The organism is Streptomyces sp. MUM 203J, from assembly GCF_022414595.1.
In the GTDB taxonomy this organism is placed as follows: Bacteria; Actinomycetota; Actinomycetes; order Streptomycetales; family Streptomycetaceae; genus Streptomyces.
The window spans coordinates 1-17,211 of record NZ_JADWYO010000055.1 but is presented as its reverse complement, the minus strand read 5'-3'; the positions used below and the strand labels follow the sequence as shown (position 1 = coordinate 17,211).

Genomic DNA, 17,211 nt, shown 5'->3' with positions numbered 1-17,211 from the left:
CGGGATCGGGGCGGCGCCGAGGAGTGCACTTCTGCACAGTGGCTGCGGGGAGGGGTTCCGCCCTGCACAGTGACGGTCAGTCGTTGACCGTCGTCAGCAGGAACGCCGTGTCCGTCACCGCCGCCAGACCGTGGCGTTCATGGGGGATCAGGTAGAGATCGCCGTTGGTCAGTTCGATCTCCTCCGCCGGGGTCGTCAGCTTCACGACCCCGCGCAGCACCTGGATCGAGGCGGCCGGGGGCGCGTTGTGCTCGTCGAGCTTGGTGCCGGCGGTGAGCGCGATGATCGTCTGGCGCAGCGGCTGCTGCCGCAGCAGCAGGTTGGCGCTGCGGCCGTGCTCGCTGCGGTGGGCGGCGACCAGGTGTTCCTCGGCGATGGCGTAGAGGTCGTACATACGCCCCAGCCTGCATCGCCCCCGCCCGGCCCGCATGGGGAGCGGGGCGTACGGGCCACGGCGGGCGCGACGGCAACGGCCGCGCGGCAGGGGCCTCGCCCCGGCCACGCGGCCGTCGTACGACTCAGGGAAGCGGGAGCCTCAGTCGGCCACCACCAGCGCCGGTGTCTCCTTCGTCAGCACCTCGCCCCGGAAGAACGCCGGGCTGCGGCGCCGCATCCAGAACATCAGCACCACGCCGAGCAGCAGCAGGCCCACGCCGATCACGAAGACCGAGCCGACGCCGAAGACCGCCGAGCCGCTGCCGTATGCCGGGTCCCACATGTCCTTCAGGGTCTGGAGGAACACCGCCCCCAGCATCATGCCGCCGAGGCCCGGCAGGATGCCCTTGACCAGCAGGTCGCGGCCGGAGCGGCGCAGCTCGCGGCGGAAGTACCAGACGCAGGCGAAGGCGGTGATCGCGTAGTAGAAGCAGATCATCAGGCCGAGCGCGTAGATGGTGTCCACCAGGACGTTCTCACTGACCAGGGTCATGACGGTGTAGAAGACACCCGTCGCGATCCCGGCCACGACCGTCGCGCGGCCCGGAGTCCTGTGGACCGGGTGGACCTTCGCGAAGGCCGGGGGGAACGCCTCGTAGGTCGACATGGCGAGTGCCGTGCGGGCGACCGGGATGAACGTCGTCTGGAGGCTGGCGGCGGCCGACGCCAGGACGGCCAGGAAGAGCAGGATGCCCAGGCCCGAGCCCATGATCGGGCCGGCGAGTGTCGCGAAGACGTTGTCGGCGGTGTCCGGGTTGCCGAGGCCGAGTCCCTCCTCACCGATACCCGCGTACATCTGTACGGCGATGGAGACCATCAGGTACGAGGAGACGATCACGATGATCGCCAGGATCGCGGCGCGGCCGGGGGTGCGGGCGCTGCCGACGCTCTCCTCGTTCACGGACAGGCAGGTGTCCCAGCCCCAGTAGATGAAGATCGACAGGGACAGGCCCGCGGTGAAGGCGGCGAAGGACTCGACGCCGAAGGGGTTCATCCAGGACCAGGAGAAGGACAGTGATCCCGCGATCTCTCCGGACTTGGCGACCGCCATCGCCGCGAACAGCACGATCACGACGAGTTGGAGGCCGACCAGGGCGTACTGCAGCCACTTGGTGGCGGTGATGCCGCGGTAACTGACGACGGTGGCGGCGGCCACGAACGCGAGCGTGGTGAGGATGTGGACGGCCTTGTTGCCGTCGAGGGCGGCGATGTCCGGGTTGCCGGTGATCTCGCCCGCGGTGAGCCAGAAGAAGGAGGTCGCGACACCCGCGAGGTTGGAGAGGACCACGACGGTCGCGACGAGCAGGCCCCAGCCGCACATCCAGCCGACCTTCGGGCCGAAGGCCTTCACCGTCCAGGTGAAGGAGGTGCCGCAGTCGGGGACCGCCTTGTTCAGCTCGCGGTACGCGAACGCCACGAGCAGCATGGGGAGGAACCCGGCCAGGAAGATGGCCGGCATCTGGAGACCGACCTCGCTGACGGTCGGCCCGAGTGTCGAGGTCAGACAGTAGACCGGGGCGACGGTCGAGATACCGATGACGGCACCGCCCATCAGCCCGACGGAGTTCCCGCCGAGCCCTTTGCCCCGGACACCGCCGCCATCGCCGCTCCCGCCCGTCGCGGGGACGTCCCTTACCGTGTCTCCGGCCTGGGGCCGCGCTTCCACCTGAGTCATGAGGAGGACGGTAGGTGCTGCGGTTTCCACATCCGGAGTACGGAACTCCGGAAGCTTCACCTTCCGTTATGCGGGACGAAACGGGCAGTTGGCAAGGAATGAAAGATCGGTTGACGCTTCAATAAGCGAATCAAGAGACGGCACGACGAGTGTTCGATATGCGGGAACCGTAGCCTCGCCCGATTTGCCTGGTTTAAAAATTTCCCGTGCTTGTTTTCACGGGGTTCGGTCTCCGGTTGCGGGACCGCTGCCCGGCGGACCGGGTCACTCGGGGGCGGAGCCCAGCGCGATGTCCGTGCCCTCACCGCCCCAGCCCGCCAGGGTGCGCCAGATGACGTCGACATGGAAGATGTCGCGGATCGTGCCCGCGGCCCACTCCTCGGTGGGCGGTGCGGAGAGGACGAGGTAGAGGCCGTCGGCCGGGGTGGGCAGCGTGTGGTTGATTTCGAGCAGCCGTGTGGCGCCTGCGCGGAGGTCCGCGTAGGCCGAGCGGTCGGCTCCCAGGGCCTCGTAGAGGAAGAGGCCGCGCTCGGTGACGCAGCTGACGTCGATGACCGACGAGTCGGCCGGCTGGAGGTCCGCCCAGAGGAGGGACGACTTCAGCGCATGGCGGACCGCCTCGTGCTTCTTGCACAGACGGTCGGCGGTCGCGGCCTCTTCCAGTGCGCGAAGGAAGCCTTCCCGCTTCACCGGCGACGGCGCGGTGGAGGTCGTTTCCGCAGTGGGCATCTGCATGTCTTCCTTCTGTTCGGGTTGGTACGGAGCGACACGGGCCGCGTCGTCGGCCTCCGGCTCCGCACCGGTGACGAAGCGGGCGTGGAGCGCATGTCCGGCTTCGGCCAGGGGCGCTGCCCAGCCGGAGGCCGCCAGATCCTCCTTGAGGCGGCCCGCGTCGAAGGTGCCGTGCTTGAGCGTGCGGTTCGTGGTCGCGGCGAGGTCGCGCAGAGCGCTCAGTCTGTCCCTGCCCGGGTCCCCGAACAGATGGAGCACATCGACCCAGTCGGCCTGGTCCCGTCGGAGGATCCGGTTGGCCATGCCCTGGAGCTCGGAGAGACGGCTACGGGCATCGGGGACGTCGCCGTCGCGCTCGATCAGCTCACCGAGCACGTTCAGTGCCATGGCATAGCGGCTCGCCATCCGCTCCGAGACGGGCGACCGGCCGCGCGAGTCGGCGGTGAGCACCGTCTGGCTCGTCTCGTTGGCGAAGACCCAGCAGTCCAGTACCTCGCCCCGGCGCGGGGCAGCCGATCCGTGGCGGACGGTGAGAACCAGTGGCCGGTCGGTCACGGGGGACAGCGGCCTGACCCTGTAGCGACCGCCGGGCGCCTGGTCCACGACCTCGACCCTGATGTCGGTGCCGATCCGGGGAAGGGGAAGCCGTTCCGCCGCTCCCTCCGACCGGGCACCGGACGTCTCCGGCTCCCCGCCGCCCCCGGAGCCGGTGAGCGCGCCCGGGAGCGGGGCGGTGTGCAGCACGGTCAGACTCTGGGTGCTGCGGGTCAGGGCCACGTAGAGCTGCCGCAGGCCGGCGGGACCCCGGTCCGCGATGGTGGCGGGCTCGACGACCAGCACGTGGTCGTACTCCATGCCCTTGGCCTGGGCGGCGGCCAGAACGGACACGGCCTCTCGGTTCTGCTCACCGATGTCGCCGCCCTCGTCGATCCTGCGGCTGATCACGTCCAGCCAGTCCGAGTCGTCGGGGACGATGACGGCGACGGAACGGAGCGTGTTGCCGTCGCTGGTGCCGACCAGGCGCTTCACCTGGTCGACGGTGTCGTCGAGCAGCTTCCAGGGCTCGGTCGCCAGCGTCCGCACGGCCTTCGCACCCGCCTGCCGCACCGCCTGCGGGTAGGGCAGAGCCGGCGCGACTGCCTTCGCGAGCGGGGCGACGAACTCCATGATCTCGGCGGGAACGCGATAGCTGGTGTCGAGCTCGGCCACGCGCCAGTCGCCGTGGTCGGACAGGAGCATGCCGGTGCGGTCCCAGCTCGTCGGGAGGTGGGGACCGGTCGCCTGCGCCAGGTCACCCAGGACGGTCATGGAGCCGTTGACCGCACAGCGCCGCCGCAGGGAACGGGCCTGCATGGGCGTGAGGTCCTGAGCCTCGTCGACCACGATGTGCCCGTAGCGCCTCGGCATGTCCCCGGTGATGAGCACCTGGAGCTCTTCGAGGCAGACCTGGTCGTCGAGAGTCCAGGGGTCGGCGTCGGCGCTGGCGGCGCGGGCCCGCAGCAGGGCCGCCTGCTCGTCCTCGTCGAGCAGGCCGTCGGCGCAGACGCGAAGAAGCTCGGGCGAGTCGTAGAGGCTGCGCAGGGCCTCCCGAGGACCCGGTGACGGCCAGACGCGTTCGACGAGACGCTCGACGCGGCGGTTGCGTTCCAGGTCGCGGCGGATCGTGCCGGCCTGTCCGCGCCGGGGCGCGATGTCGGCCAGCTCCCGGAGGAGACGGTCGACGAGCAGGCCCCGGAAGCGTTCGCGGCGCCGCCGGTACGGAGCGTCGCCCTCGTGCGCCTGGCCGAGGAGTGCGAGGACCTCGGACCTCGGTATGCGCAGGGTCACGCTCCCCACGGTCACGACGATCGCGGGCTCGTCCCCCTCGAACGCGGGGGCGGCGGTGAGATCGTCCACGGCTTCGGGGCGATAGTCGTACTCGACGCGACGCCGCAGGACGGCCGCCATGCGTTCGTCCGACTTCACAAGGCGGCCCTGCGGGGAGTCGGTGCGGAGGGTCTCGCCCTCCCACAGGCGGTTCAGTTGGACGGCGTTGACGTCCCGGGTGCCGAGAGTGGGGAGGACCTCGCCGACGTAGTCGAGGAACCGCTGGTGGGGGCCGATGACGAGGATGTCCTGAGCCTTGAAGTGCTCGTTGTCGACGAGCCAGGTCACGCGGTGGAGACCGACCGCGGACTTGCCTGTACCGGGGCCGCCCTGGACGACGAGGATGTCCGAGGGAGAGCCGGTGACCAGGTCCATCTGGTCGCGCCGAATGGTCTCGACGATGTCCCGCATCCGGCCGCTGCGTGAGCGCTGGAGCTCGCGCAGCAGGAAGTCGTCCGGCTGGAGCGGCTTCCGCCGTCGGCGTCGGACGACGTCGCCCGGGGTCGGGATCGGCGCGTGGTGTCCCGCCGCTGCCGGGGTGGGGACTTCGTCCGGCGACTCCTCGCGGCTGCCGTCGGCGGCCTGCCGCGGCTCCGGGACGGGAGCAGGCCCGCTCACCGGCGGGGCGTGGTCGGACGCCTGCGGGGCGATCTCGTCGAAGTAGTCCTCAACCACTCGCTGTACGCAACGCAGTCGGCGCCGCAGAACCACCTCGCCCGGGTTCCCGGGCCGGGCCTCCGTCCACTTCTTCGCCAAGGGGCTGGTCCACAGCAGGACCACCGGCTCGTTCGAGGCGTCCCGAACTCCTCTGCGTCCGATGTACCAGGGGCGGGACTCCATGCCGGACTCCTCCGGCGCGTCGACGCGGGCGAAGACCAGGGCCTCGTTGCCGAGCCCCCCGTACGCGGCGGCGGCCGTCTCCACTGCGGCCCGGTTGGCGATGCCGTCCTTGCCGCTCGCGCTCGCCGTGGCCGCCGATGTTCCGGTCATCTCGGCCAGCCGTGCGGCGTAGCAGTGGTACGCGTGGTCCACCGCCTTCTGCTCGACGGCGAGGATCTCGTCCCGAGTGGTGGTGCTCATGTGGTCCTCCCTGCGGCGCCGAAGGGACACCGCCACGGGGCTGTGCTGTGCCGTACCCCGCTGAAACAACTATCAGAGAGCGGGTGGTGACGAACAGTCAGTAGAAGAAACCGTGCACGAGGGCACCGGGCTCCGCCTGCTGCCAGGCGCAGCCGAACGGGACGGCAGGGCCGGCCGTCAGCACCAGGAACTCGGTGGAGAGCAGGCGGAAGGATGGGGGAGGGGACATCACGCGCGCGCCCCCGGCTTGCGCACCTGTTGGAACAGGGCGGCCGCATGCGGGACGGATCGATGCGCGTCGGAGACCTGCGCGCCTCCCGGATGCGCCCCGCGCCGGCACAGCCGGGACACGGCGGACCGCTTGGTCGCCGTAGCGGAGGTGCGTCTCGGTGCCGGCGACTCCGACGCGGCGCGCGTGGCCGAAGAGGGCGAGCGCCGCGACCTCCCGGTTCCTCTTCCGCGTCGTCGACCGTGTTCCGCAGCCCCTGTCCGGACCCGCTGCTGCAGTGGTCCCGGATCCACGCCGCTGCCGGGAAGGCGCTCTCCCGGGCGATACGGCACAGTCCGGGCAGTACGTGGGTGAGCGTGCGGCCGGGAGGTCCGGGGTCGAGACGATGGCCCGCGCACCGGACACGGCCTGGCCGGGCCGTTCGCCTGCGTGACCGTCAGCCGGTCCGCAGCCGCTGCGCCGAGTGCGGCCGACGCGTGCAGCGTGGCCGTTGTCGCCCCCAGACGGCGTCCCGGCACTGGCTGTGAAGGGACAGTGGGCCATGTCGGCCGGTCACGGACGCGCTGTTCGCCCGGGGATGCCCGCGGGGCCCGCCAGGGGAGCCGTGCCTGGCCTTCCCTCGATGTGCGGGAACTACCCCAGCAGCGCGTACACCGTGGAGGCCCGGGCCGCCGGGTCCGTTTCGCCCTCGGCCGTCATCGTGATGTCCGTGAAGGCCATGCGCTTGCCGAGCTTGGTGATGCGGGCGTCCAGGAGGACGTCGGCGCCGACGACCGCACGCTGGAAGGACGTGGACTGCTGGACGGTGGTCATCGGGACGAAGCCGCCACGGGCGGAGGAGACGGCGATGACCGTCGCCGTGTCGGCGGCGGCCATCAGGGCCTGGCCGGAGATGCCGCCGCCCTCCCGTGCCAGTTCACCCGCCCAGGGGAGGCGGAGGACGGCGTGGCGGTCGCCGGCCTCTTCGACGGTGAGGCCGAGGGCGAGGACCCAGGGGGCGAAGTTGTCGGAGAGGATCTTGTCGGCGGCAGCGAGGGTGAGGGCCATGCGGGGCTTCTCCCCCGCCCCGTCCCTTCCCGAAACCGGCACGAAGCCCCGCCCCGGGGCCGGGCGCCGCACGGCACGGGGCCGCAGGCCGCTGCCCGCCCTGCGCGGACACCGGCCGGAGGTCTCTGCGGGTGCGGGGGCGGGACGGCCCGCCCCCGCACCCATGGCCTCACGGTCAGTGGCCGTGCGGTTCGTCGTCGTGCCCGTCGCCTGCGGGTTCCGTCGACGTCTTCGGCGTGTCCGGTTCCTGCGCGGAGGGAGCAGGAGAGGATTCGGCACCCTCCGCGCCGTCCGAGCCGGGGTGGGGCTCCTGCGGCTCGTGGCTCTCACCGCCGCCGGCGCCCTCACCGTCATGGTGGCCGTCGTCATCGTGCGGAGCGGATTCCTCCGCCGTGCCGTGGCTGTGACTGTGGCTCATCGCGCCCTCGACGGCGGGCAGCGTCATGCCCGTCACCGCCGCCCCCGCGGCGCCGACCAGCAGCACCGCCTGCAGCGAGGAGGCGAAACCACGCGAGGCGCGCCGCCACAGCCGCCACACCGCCACCAGGCAGATGACCAGCTCGAAGGCCACGGCGGTGACTCCGACCCGGGTGATCTCCTCGGGCACTCCCGCGCCGGGACCCACCGGGATCCCCGTGGTCCGGCTGACCGCCCACATCGCGATGACACCGGCGTTGGCGAGCAGACCGAGCAGCATGACACCGCGGCCGGATGCCCACAGGGCCGCCATCGCCCAGCCGGCCTGGAAGGCACCGACCGCGTAGAAGAACACCCCGGCGAGCCACCACTCGGCATAGTGGTCCGCAGCCGACGCGACATGGATCGCGGCGGCCCCCAGCGAGGCGAACGCCGCGACGACACGGCCCGCGCCCACATCCGCCAGGACCCGTGTCTCGCTGTTTCTCCTGGTCCCCATATATGACCGTCCCATATTTTCTGTCCGGAATGGATCGAGAAGCCTGACGTGTGCGTGCTGCTGCGCGGTGGCAGCGGCACGCGGCACGGCTTCTAGATCCGCCAGAGGGACAGAACGGCGAGGGACGGGCTGGGCGGAGACCGCGAAGGCACGGCGGCGCCGCACAGCACCCGGAGGGCAGGACGCAGGTCACCCGGCAGCACGGCGAAGCCGCCTGCGGCCGGATACCAGAAGCGGGGACCGCCGCCGGAGACCATCTCGCAGGCCGTCCCGTCATGACTGTCGTCATGGCTGTCGACGCCGTCGGTCTGCGGCGTGGAGAAGGACGCGGCCACCATCGCCAGCGCGCCATCGGGATGACCGGGCAGGTGGGTGGCCGCCCCGGCGAAGCCGTGGCCGAGTGTGAGCACGGAGACGGCGACAAGCGCCAGCCAGCGCATCACCACTCCGCCGCGCACTCCCATGGTCTCCCTTCGGGGCCCGCACCTGCGGGGGCGCCCACCCTAGCGCCCCGGACGTCCGTCCCGGCCCCCCGTGCACGGCCGCGCCCCGCCGCCCGGCCCGATGCGCATCCGGAACGGCGGCGTGCCGCTCCGCCGCACCCCCTGGACGGCGCCCGCCCTCAAGCCCCGTCCAGCCGGAGCCTCACGCGCCGGACGGGTTCCGGGCCAGGTCCCCGGGGTCCGTGTTCGCACCGCACAGCACCACCGCCACCCGCTCGCCCTCCGCCGGGCCGTACGCGCGCAGGCCCGCCAGGGCCGTTCCCGCGGCGTGCTCCACGGCCAGGCGGTGCTCGTCCCACAGTTCCTGCCGGGCCCGGACGACGGCGGAGTCGGGGACGAGGACGGAGCGGACGTCGTACTTCTGCGCCGCGTACAGGGCCATGGGCGTCACCCTGCGGGCGCCCAGGGAGTCGGCGGCGACCGACTGGACGGGCACGTCGACGACCTCGCCCGCGTCGAGGGCCGCGTTCAGGGCGCGGCAGTTCTCCGGCTCGGCCGCGACGACCCGTACGCCGTGGTGGTGGGCGGACGTGGCGACCCCGGCGAACAGCCCGCCGCCGCCCACGGCCACGACGACCGTGTCCAGCTCGGGGAGCCACGTGTGCAGCTCCTCCATGAGGGTGCCCGCGCCCGCGGCGATGAGCGGATGGTCGTACGCGTGCGAGGCGAGCGCCCCGGACTCGCCCGCGAACGCGCGGCAGGCGTCCAGCGCCTCGGCGTACTCGCTGCCGACCAGCCGCACGTCCGCGTCGAAGGCCCGCAGCCGGGCGACCTTCACGGCGGGGGCGTTCGCGGGCAGGAACACGGTGGCCCGCACGCCCTGCCGCTGGGCCGCCCACGCGCAGGCGAGCCCGGCGTTGCCGCCCGACGCGATCGTGACGCCCGCCTCCGGCAGGGTGCCCGCCTCCTGGTGGGCCCGTACGAAGTTGACGGCGCCCCGCGCCTTGAAGGTGCCCGTGAACTGGAGCATCTCCAGCCCGAACCACACCGGGCCGTCCATCGGCGCCACGGCCAGCGGGCGGACCCGCCCGGCGACCCGCCCGGCGGCGGCGGTCACGTCCTCGTAGCTGAGGTGGATCATGCCGACGACGATACGCGCTCAGGACCAGACGACCAGGGAGCCTCCGGTCGTCAGGCCCAGGAAGAAGGCGAAGGCGATCCTGCGGCCCTCGCCCGTGTTCCGGGCCACGGCGTGGAAGTGGGCCGGGTCGAAGAGGAGCGCGTCCCCGAGGTGCGGGGGCAGGTCGACGCGCTGGCGGCCCGCGACGGCGGCGTGGCGGTAGCCGTACGCCTCGCGGTGCCGCTCGTCGGCGGGGTCCCAGCGGTGCCGCCACACCGTGGTGGCGCCGCCCGGCGCGACACTCACGTACAGGTTGAAGGCGAGCTGGGCCAGGATCTCCTGGTCGAACAGGCCGTCCGGGAACTCGCGGTTGATGTCGTCGTAGTGCATGAGCAGCCCGGCGTTGATCTCTCGGAGCGTGCCGCCGAAGGCCGCGCGGCCGTGGACAGTGGCGGGCGCCACCGGCGTGCCCCAGGCCGCGCCGAGACGGTCGAGGGCGTACGCGACGGGGTCTTCGCGCCGGAGGGCGGAGGCGCGGCTCCACTCCCGCCACTCCTCGCGTGCGGTCTGCGCGTCGGGCCAGTACCGCTCGCCGTCCAGTCGCGCGGTGGCCGCTCCGGGCAGCCGGTAGTCGTTGAGCGCGGGCCCGAAGCGGACCACCGGCGTCGGCACGCGCGCCGGGTCGTACGGAGCGGTGGGCAGCGCCCCCAGCGCCTCGGTCACCGCCCGGCAAGCCGCCCCGTCCAGGAACCCCGGCACGCGCACGGCGGCGAGCGTCCCGACGGCCAACCGGGCCATGTGCCGGCCGGTGAAAGCGGAGGCGTCGAGGGCGGTGAAGAGGGGGTCGAGTGGGGTGCGGCCGCCGGTGGCGGCATCGGCGGGGGTGACGGCGGGACCGGCGGGGGTTTGCCGGCGCGGCCGGTGGCCGGACTCCTCCCGGGCGTCCCGGCCGGTCTTCCGGCCCGTCTTGCGCCCGGGCTCCCGTTTGATCACCGTGCCGGTGTCCCGGCCGTCCTCCCGGCCGGGGATCCCGCCGGTACCCCGGCCGGACTCCCGCCCGGCTTCCCCGGGAACGCGCCTGCCGACGGCCCGGCCGGGTTCCCGTCCGGTGTCCGGCCCGGCCTCCTGGCCGCTTCCGCGGGCAGGCCCCGGGCCGGTGTTCCGGCCGGCCTCCCGGTCGGCGGCTTTGCCGAGTCCTCGGCCGGGCTTGCCGCCGGGTGACCGGCCTGTCGCGGTGGCCATGCTGCGCACCTCCTCCGGGCCGGACGCCGGGGCGGTGCGGCAGCCGGGGCGGTTCCGGGTCGGTTCCGTGGAGTTTCGCGCGCGTCCTCTCGACCGTACGACGGGCGGACCGGCGCCGCATGCGGGCGGGCGTTCAGGTCACCTGGAAGCCCAGGGCCGTGACCAGCGTCGCCGCCTGCGACAGGTCGATGCGGGCGCCCCCCGGCTCCACCTCCCGCGGGTCCAGCGACGACAGGTCGCTGCCCCGCAGGTCGGCGCGGTGCAGGCGGGCGCCGCGCAGCAGTGCTCCCGACAGGTCGCAGCCCGTGAGTACGGCGCCCTCCAGAACGGCGCGCGACAGGTCCGCCTCACGGAGCCGTACACCCTCGAACCCGGCCTTGCTCAGGTCCGCGCCCGCCAGGCCGGTGAACGACCCGTCGCCGCCGTCCACCGCCAGCAGCTGGAACGTGCAGTCCTGGAAGCGGCTGCCCACGGTCTTGCAGCCGGTGAACCGGGAGTCGAAGAACACGCACCCGCGGAACACGCAGTTCGTGAAGGCGGTGGCCGCGTGCCGCGAGGCGTTGAAGCGCACGCCCGCGAACGTGCAGCCGTCGAAGGACGCTCCCTCGCTGAGGCCCTCCGTCCAGTCCACGTCGTAGAACGTGCAGCCCGTGTGGCTGTCCCCGGAGCCGAGCTCCCGGGCGTACCAGTCCTCGCCTCGGAACACCTGGTCGTGTGTGCTGGTCATGTGGCCGATTGAAGCGCCTGCCACTGACAACCGCCCTGAGCCTCCGTCGTGTCACGAGCTTGTGCGGAGCGTCATCCCCCTACTGACGGGTTGCCTTCCGCAAGGCACACTGTCAGCGGCGATACCAGCGGGAGGGGCAGGGGGAGCTATGGGCCGTGACGGCGGGCCGCGAGTGCCGGGGCAGCGTGCTGCGGGGCAGCCGCGGGCGCAGGGCGGTGCGGACGCTGTCGTGGGCGAGGGCGACGGCCCCGGCGGGCTGCGGTTCTCCGTGCTCGGGCCCGTGCGGGTATGGGCCGGGGGCGAGGCGCTCGCGTCCGGGTCGCCCCAGCAGCGGGCCCTGCTGGCCGCGTTGCTGCTGCGGGACGGTCGGACCGCCACCGCCGCCGAGCTGATCGACGCGATCTGGGGCCACGAACCGCCGTCGCAGGCGCTCGCCGCCGTACGGACGTACGCCTCACGGCTCCGGAAGGTCCTCCCGCCGGGCGTGCTGGTCAGCGAGTCCGGCGGGTACGCGCTGCGCGGGCGGGCCGACACCCTGGACCTGAACGTGGCGCAGGAGCGGGCCGCCGAGGCCGAGAAGACCCGGGCGGGCGGGGACCGGGCCCGGGCGCGGGAGCTCGTCGACGAGGCGCTGGGCCTGTGGGACGGGGAGCCGCTGGCGAACGTCCCCGGTCCGTACGCGGAGTCGCAGCGGGCCCGGCTGGAGGAGTGGCGCCTGCAGTTGACGGAGACGCGGCTGGATCTCGACCTGGAGTGCGGGCACCACGCGGAGGCCGTGTCCGAGCTGACCGCGCTGACGGCCGCGCATCCGCTGCGGGAGCGGCTCCGGGAGCTGCTGATGCTGGCGCTGTACCGGGGCGGGCGGCAGGCCGAGGCGCTCGCCGTGTACGCGGACACGCGGCGGCTGCTGGCCGACGAACTGGGTGTGGATCCGTGCCCGGAGCTTTCCCGGCTCCAGGAGCGGATCCTGCGGGCGGACGCGGAGCTGGCGCAGCCGGTGGAGGAGCCCGCGTCCCGTGCGGCGGTGGCGGCGCGGCCCGCGCAGCTCCCGGCGACCGTGCCGGACTTCACGGGGCGGGACGCGTTCGTACGGGAGCTGGGGGAGCTGCTGGCCACGGCCGAGGGTTCGGTCATGGCGGTGTCGGCGCTGGCCGGGATCGGCGGCGTCGGCAAGACGACGCTGGCCGTGCATGTGGCGCACCTGGTCCGGCCGCGCTTCCCGGACGGGCAGTTGTACGTGGACCTGATGGGCGCGGGGGCGCGGGCGGCGGAGCCGGAGACGGTGCTGGGCGCGTTCCTGCGGGCGCTGGGCACACCGGACGAGCGGATCCCGGAGACGCTGGACGAACGGGCCGCGCTGTACCGGTCGGTGCTGGCGGGGCGGCGGGTCCTGGTACTGCTGGACAACGCGCGCGACGCGGCGCAGGTGCGTCCGCTGCTGCCCGGTACGGAGGGGTGCGCGGCGCTGGTGACCAGCCGGATCCGGATGGTGGACCTGGCGGGGGCGCATCTGGTGGACCTGGACGTGATGGCGCCGGAGGAGGCGCTGCGGCTGTTCACCCGGATCGTGGGCGCCGAGCGGGTGTCGGCGGAGCGGGAGGCGGCACTGGACGTGGTCGCGGCGTGCGGCTTCCTGCCGCTGGCGATCCGGATCGCGGCGTCCCGGCTGGCGGCACGGCGCACCTGGACGGTGTCCGTCCTGGCGGCGAAACTGGCGGACGAGCGGCGGCGGCTGGACGAACTCCAGGCGGGGGACCTGGCCGTGGAGGCCACGTTCGAGCTGGGGTACGGGCAGCTGGAGCCCACGCAGGCCCGCGCGTTCCGGCTGCTGGGGCTGGCGGACGGGCCGGACGTCTCGCTGGCCGCGGCGGCGGCGGCGCTGGACCTGCCGGTCCAGGGGGCGGAGGACCTCCTGGAGGTGCTGGTGGACACGTCCCTGCTGGAGTCGGCGGCGCCGGGGCGGTACCGGTTCCACGATCTCGTACGGCTCTACGCGCGTGCGTGCGCGGAACGCGACGAGTCGCCGGAGGCCCGGGACGCGGCGATGTCGCGGCTGCTGGACTTCTACCTGGCGACGGCGGCGCGTGTCTACGCCATCGAGCGGCCGGGCGACCGCCTGGTGGACCACCTGGAGGCGACGGGGGCGGGGGCGGGGCTCCGCTTCGCGGACCGGCACGCCGCGCAGGACTGGCTGTACGCGGAGGCCGACTGCCTCCTCGCCTGCGCGCGGCAGGCATCCGCCGGCGCCCGGCTGCGGCACGCGGTGGACCTGCTGTGGGCGGCGCAGGACCTCGCGGAGTCCGGGGCGAACTCGAAGACGTACGAGTCGGTCGCACGGGGCGTGCTGACGGCCTCGGCGCAGTCGGGCGACCACCGTGCCGAGGGCCGCGCCCGGACCGTCCTCACCAACGTCCACCTGGTGGCGGGCCGTTACGAGGCCGCCGACGAGGAGGCCCGGCAGGCCGCCCGGCTGGCGGGGGCCGCGCACGACCCGGCGCCGGTCTACTGGTCGTACAACGACCGGGGGATCATCGCGGCCGTCCAGGGCCGTCACACGGAGGCCGAGGAGCTACTGGGCCAGGCCATGGAGGCGGCCCGCGCCGATCGCAATCTGCCCGTCGAGGCGAGCGCTCTGTGCAACCTGTCGCGCATCCGTGTGGCGCTGGGGCGTACCACGCAGGGCATCACCCTGGCCGAGGAGGGCATCGCCATATATGAGCGCATCGGGCACACCCTGCGCCTCGCCAACGCCCGTTACGCACTGGGTGTCGCCCTCATCCAGATGAACCGTCACGCTGAGGCTCTGGAGCAACTGCGCAAGGCACTTGAGCAGTTCGAAACCAATCGGCAGCGGCTCTGGGAAGGCACCGCCCGCTTCCGCATCGCCCAGGCCCATCTCGCCGCACACCAGCCCGCCCGTTCGGCCCAGCACGCCGAACAGGCCCTCTCGATCGGCTGCATCGGCGGCGACCGCACCCGTGCCGGTGTACTGACCGTCCTCGGCAAGGCCCTCGACCGGCTCGGCCAACGCGATCGGGCGCGGGCATGCTGGCGCGAGGCACTGCTGCTCCACGAGCAATCAGACGCGCCCGAGGCCCGGGAGGTCCGGGAGTTGCTGGACGCGCCGCTGAGCGGGGCCGCCTGAGTGCGGTCCTGCGGGGCGGACAAGCGACCCGCAAGCGGCCGGACATGGGCGTTCATCGAATGTTTATGCTCATCAGGAATGCTCTAAGCACACGGTCCGTCGACGTCGGGGGGAGACGGGCGGACTACCACCGGGCCTTCCGTCCGGCGACCCTCGGGGGAGTTGCCGGGCCGAAGGCCGTCTTCAGCCCTATCCCGCGAACCATGGGGGGACAGCAACATGCGCAGTGACGAGCAGAAGCATTCGGACATCACCACGTTGGACCACCACATGCCCGCCCCGCCCCAGGACGGGTCCGCCTCCGCCGGTGTCGGCGCCGAGATCACCGTCACGGATGACCATGAGGCTGTCCTCCCGCAGGCCGGCGTCGACCTCGATCCCGAACTGGACGCCGCCCTCGACTCGGGCATCAAGCTGATGGACCACCACATGCCCGCCCCGCCCCAGGACTGACGACCACCCCACGGGGGACGCACGGCCGCGGCGGCGCGGAGGGGGAGCCGTCGCGGCCGTTGCCGTGGGACGCGCCGGGCCCGCACGCCCAGGATGGGGTGCGGGCCCGGTGCGGTGCCGGAGGGGCGTGGTCAGGTGAGGGTGCGGGACGCCTTCGCGACCGTGCAGCGCTTGTACTCGGAGCCGTCACCCGTTCCCGGGTACGCCGTGCTCGCCTCCGCGGTACGCGTGGCACCGCCCTCGACCGCCAGGTCGTCGACCCGGGCCACCGCGCGGGTGACGCTCTCGCCGGCCGCGCCCTGGAACCGGACCGTGAAGTCGTACGCGTAGTCCAGCGCTCCGTCGTTGGTGACGGTCAGCCGCGCGACGAGCTTCTTGGACGCCGGGTCCATCTTGCACTCGTCGATCCTGATGTCCCGCAGGGCCGCGTTGCTGCTGCCGCCGGGGACCACTCCCCCGCCGGAGCCGGAACCGCCGGAGGCGCTCGACGTGCCGTCGTCCGTGTCGGACTTGCCGACGCCGCCGCCGTCCGAGCCGTGGTTGCCCGACGACCCGTGGTCGGAGCCGCCTCCGGACCCGTGGGAGGAACCGCTGCAGCTGCCGCCGCCACTGCCCCGCGCGCCGGTCAGGGCGATCAGCACGATCCCGAATACGGCCACAGCCCGGACATGACGAGTTTTCATGTTTCGACCCCCGTCGAACGTGGAAAAATGCGCCGCACACTTGGCGCGTGCACGTCACCCTAACAGCGCCGGGCACCCGGACAGCCCCGTCCTCAGGCGCCGGACAGGTCAGGGGCCGCGGCTCCGCGGCCCCTCCGCGTCGGGCGGCCCCGTCTCAGCGCGCCGCGGCACCCCGCCCCGTCGCCGTACCCTTCACCGCGTCCAGCGCGTACACACAGCGGTCCTTGCTGCACGCGTACACAACGCCCCCGCGTACCACGGGAGAGCCCGTGATCTCGCCGCCCGTCGTGAGTTTCCAGCGCAGCTGGCCGCCCGCAGCGTCCAGGGTGTACAGGACATGGTCGGCGGAGCCGAAGTGCAGCCGCCCGTCGGCCACCACGGGCGCGCCCACGATCTCGCCGCCCGCCGCGAACCGCCACTTCGGTGTGCCGGTCACCGCGTCCAGCGTGTACAGCGCGCTGCCGCTCGCCACATGGATGTCGCCGCCCGCGACCAGCACCGGCTCCACCGACTGGCGGGACTCGGTCGCGATACGCCACCGGTCCTGGCCGGTCGTCGCGTCCAGCGCGTACACCGTCCCGAGGTAGTCCGTCAGGTACACCCCGCCGCCCGTGACCGCCGGCCCCGGCACGAAGACCGGCGGCGACAGGAACACCGCGGGCGCCTCGAAGTGCCAGCGCACACGCCCCGAAAGGACGTCCACCGACAGCACGCGTGTCCCGGCCGCCACATACACGTGGCCGTCCTCCGCCGGAGCCGCCGCGATCCGCACCGGCACGCCCCCGCAGGACGCCGCGTCACCGACCGGGTACGACCAGCGCTCGGTGCCCGTACGGGCCTCCAGCGCCCTCAGCCTGGCGTCCTGCCACACGTACACGGTGTCGCCGTGCACGACCGGCCCCGCCTCCGGGGTCTCGAAGTCCGTCTGCGCGCCGTTCAGCTCCCACAGCGGGGCGCCGTTCGACGCCTCCCACGCCTGGACGCCGCCACCGCGCGTACCCGTCACGACCGTGCCCCGGTCCACTCTCAGCGAGTACGCCCAGGTGTCCGTCCGCACCCGCCACAGTTCGCCCGCGTCCCGCGCGTCCAGTGCGTAGAGCGTCGGCCCGTCGGTGGCGTGGATCCGGCCCGACGCCACCGCCATGGACCAGGCCACGTCCCGTGTCTTGAACTGGCGCCGCCCCGTCGCCACGTCCAGCGCGTGCACCTCGAACGAGGTGACGTACAGCAGGTCGCCGTCCACCACGGGCGTGCCCCACACGTCGTTCGACATGCGGAACCGCCAGGGGCGCCACGGCGCGTGCGGCACGGCGGCCGTGGGCCCGCCGTCGGCGCCGGTGGACTGGCCGGGGACGGCCGGGGCGTGCCCGGTGCCCGGCAGGGGGCGGCCGGTGGGCGGCGGCAGGTCCGCGCTGACC

Annotated in this window: 14 protein-coding genes; 2 read left to right on the top strand and 12 right to left on the bottom strand. The window is 73.2% G+C overall.

Annotated features, from left to right (window positions below; genetic code table 11):
- Nucleotides 1-76: 76 nt before the first annotated feature.
- The 10 genes from I3F58_RS23065 to I3F58_RS23025 all read right to left on the bottom strand — a co-directional run bounded on the left by I3F58_RS23065 (nt 77) and on the right by I3F58_RS23025 (nt 11,512).
- Complete coding sequence (locus I3F58_RS23065) at nt 77-394, bottom strand: cupin (protein ID WP_240110581.1); 318 nt, start codon at nt 392-394, stop codon at nt 77-79.
- A gap of 141 nt (nt 395-535) precedes the next feature.
- Complete coding sequence (locus I3F58_RS23060; RefSeq protein ID WP_240110580.1) at nt 536-2,110, bottom strand: APC family permease; 1,575 nt, start codon at nt 2,108-2,110, stop codon at nt 536-538.
- 264 nt (nt 2,111-2,374) lie between these two features.
- Complete coding sequence (locus tag I3F58_RS23055; RefSeq protein WP_240110579.1) at nt 2,375-5,788, bottom strand: AAA family ATPase; 3,414 nt, start codon at nt 5,786-5,788, stop codon at nt 2,375-2,377.
- Nucleotides 5,789-5,885: 97 nt separating this feature from the next.
- Nucleotides 5,886-6,017 carry a hypothetical protein gene (locus I3F58_RS29465; protein WP_275678840.1) on the bottom strand — a complete coding sequence of 44 codons (132 nt, stop codon included), beginning with the start codon at nt 6,015-6,017 and terminating at the stop codon, nt 5,886-5,888.
- A 633-nt stretch (nt 6,018-6,650) separates the two neighbouring features.
- Nucleotides 6,651-7,064, bottom strand: coding sequence for a PaaI family thioesterase (locus I3F58_RS23050; protein WP_240110578.1), 414 nt, complete (start codon nt 7,062-7,064; stop codon nt 6,651-6,653).
- Nucleotides 7,065-7,239: 175 nt separating this feature from the next.
- Nucleotides 7,240-7,980 carry a hypothetical protein gene (locus tag I3F58_RS23045; RefSeq protein WP_240110577.1) on the bottom strand — a complete coding sequence of 247 codons (741 nt, stop codon included), beginning with the start codon at nt 7,978-7,980 and terminating at the stop codon, nt 7,240-7,242.
- A gap of 92 nt (nt 7,981-8,072) precedes the next feature.
- Entirely contained in the window at nt 8,073-8,444 is a 372-nt protein-coding gene (locus I3F58_RS23040; protein WP_240110576.1) for a hypothetical protein, read from the bottom strand.
- A gap of 181 nt (nt 8,445-8,625) precedes the next feature.
- Nucleotides 8,626-9,564 carry a threonine/serine dehydratase gene (locus I3F58_RS23035; RefSeq protein ID WP_240110575.1) on the bottom strand — a complete coding sequence of 313 codons (939 nt, stop codon included), beginning with the start codon at nt 9,562-9,564 and terminating at the stop codon, nt 8,626-8,628.
- Between the two features lie 18 nt (nt 9,565-9,582).
- Nucleotides 9,583-10,785 carry a hypothetical protein gene (locus I3F58_RS23030; protein WP_240110574.1) on the bottom strand — a complete coding sequence of 401 codons (1,203 nt, stop codon included), beginning with the start codon at nt 10,783-10,785 and terminating at the stop codon, nt 9,583-9,585.
- 133 nt (nt 10,786-10,918) lie between these two features.
- Nucleotides 10,919-11,512: a pentapeptide repeat-containing protein gene (locus I3F58_RS23025; protein ID WP_240110573.1), complete on the bottom strand. Its 594-nt coding sequence runs from the start codon at nt 11,510-11,512 to the stop codon at nt 10,919-10,921.
- A 148-nt stretch (nt 11,513-11,660) separates the two neighbouring features.
- Here I3F58_RS23025 and I3F58_RS23020 point away from each other — a divergent pair, with 148 nt between their 5' ends.
- Both I3F58_RS23020 and I3F58_RS23015 read left to right on the top strand, forming a co-directional pair.
- On the top strand, nt 11,661-14,657 hold the full coding sequence (locus I3F58_RS23020; protein ID WP_240110572.1) for a BTAD domain-containing putative transcriptional regulator: 2,997 nt from the start codon (nt 11,661-11,663) through the stop codon (nt 14,655-14,657).
- Between the two features lie 219 nt (nt 14,658-14,876).
- Complete coding sequence (locus tag I3F58_RS23015) at nt 14,877-15,110, top strand: hypothetical protein (protein WP_240110571.1); 234 nt, start codon at nt 14,877-14,879, stop codon at nt 15,108-15,110.
- A gap of 131 nt (nt 15,111-15,241) precedes the next feature.
- Here the strand turns inward: I3F58_RS23015 and I3F58_RS23010 are convergent, their stop codons facing one another.
- Complete coding sequence (locus tag I3F58_RS23010; RefSeq protein ID WP_240110570.1) at nt 15,242-15,769, bottom strand: hypothetical protein; 528 nt, start codon at nt 15,767-15,769, stop codon at nt 15,242-15,244.
- A gap of 178 nt (nt 15,770-15,947) precedes the next feature.
- A partial coding sequence (locus I3F58_RS23005; RefSeq protein WP_240110569.1) for a PQQ-binding-like beta-propeller repeat protein occupies nt 15,948-17,211 on the bottom strand: 1,264 nt, incomplete at its 5' end.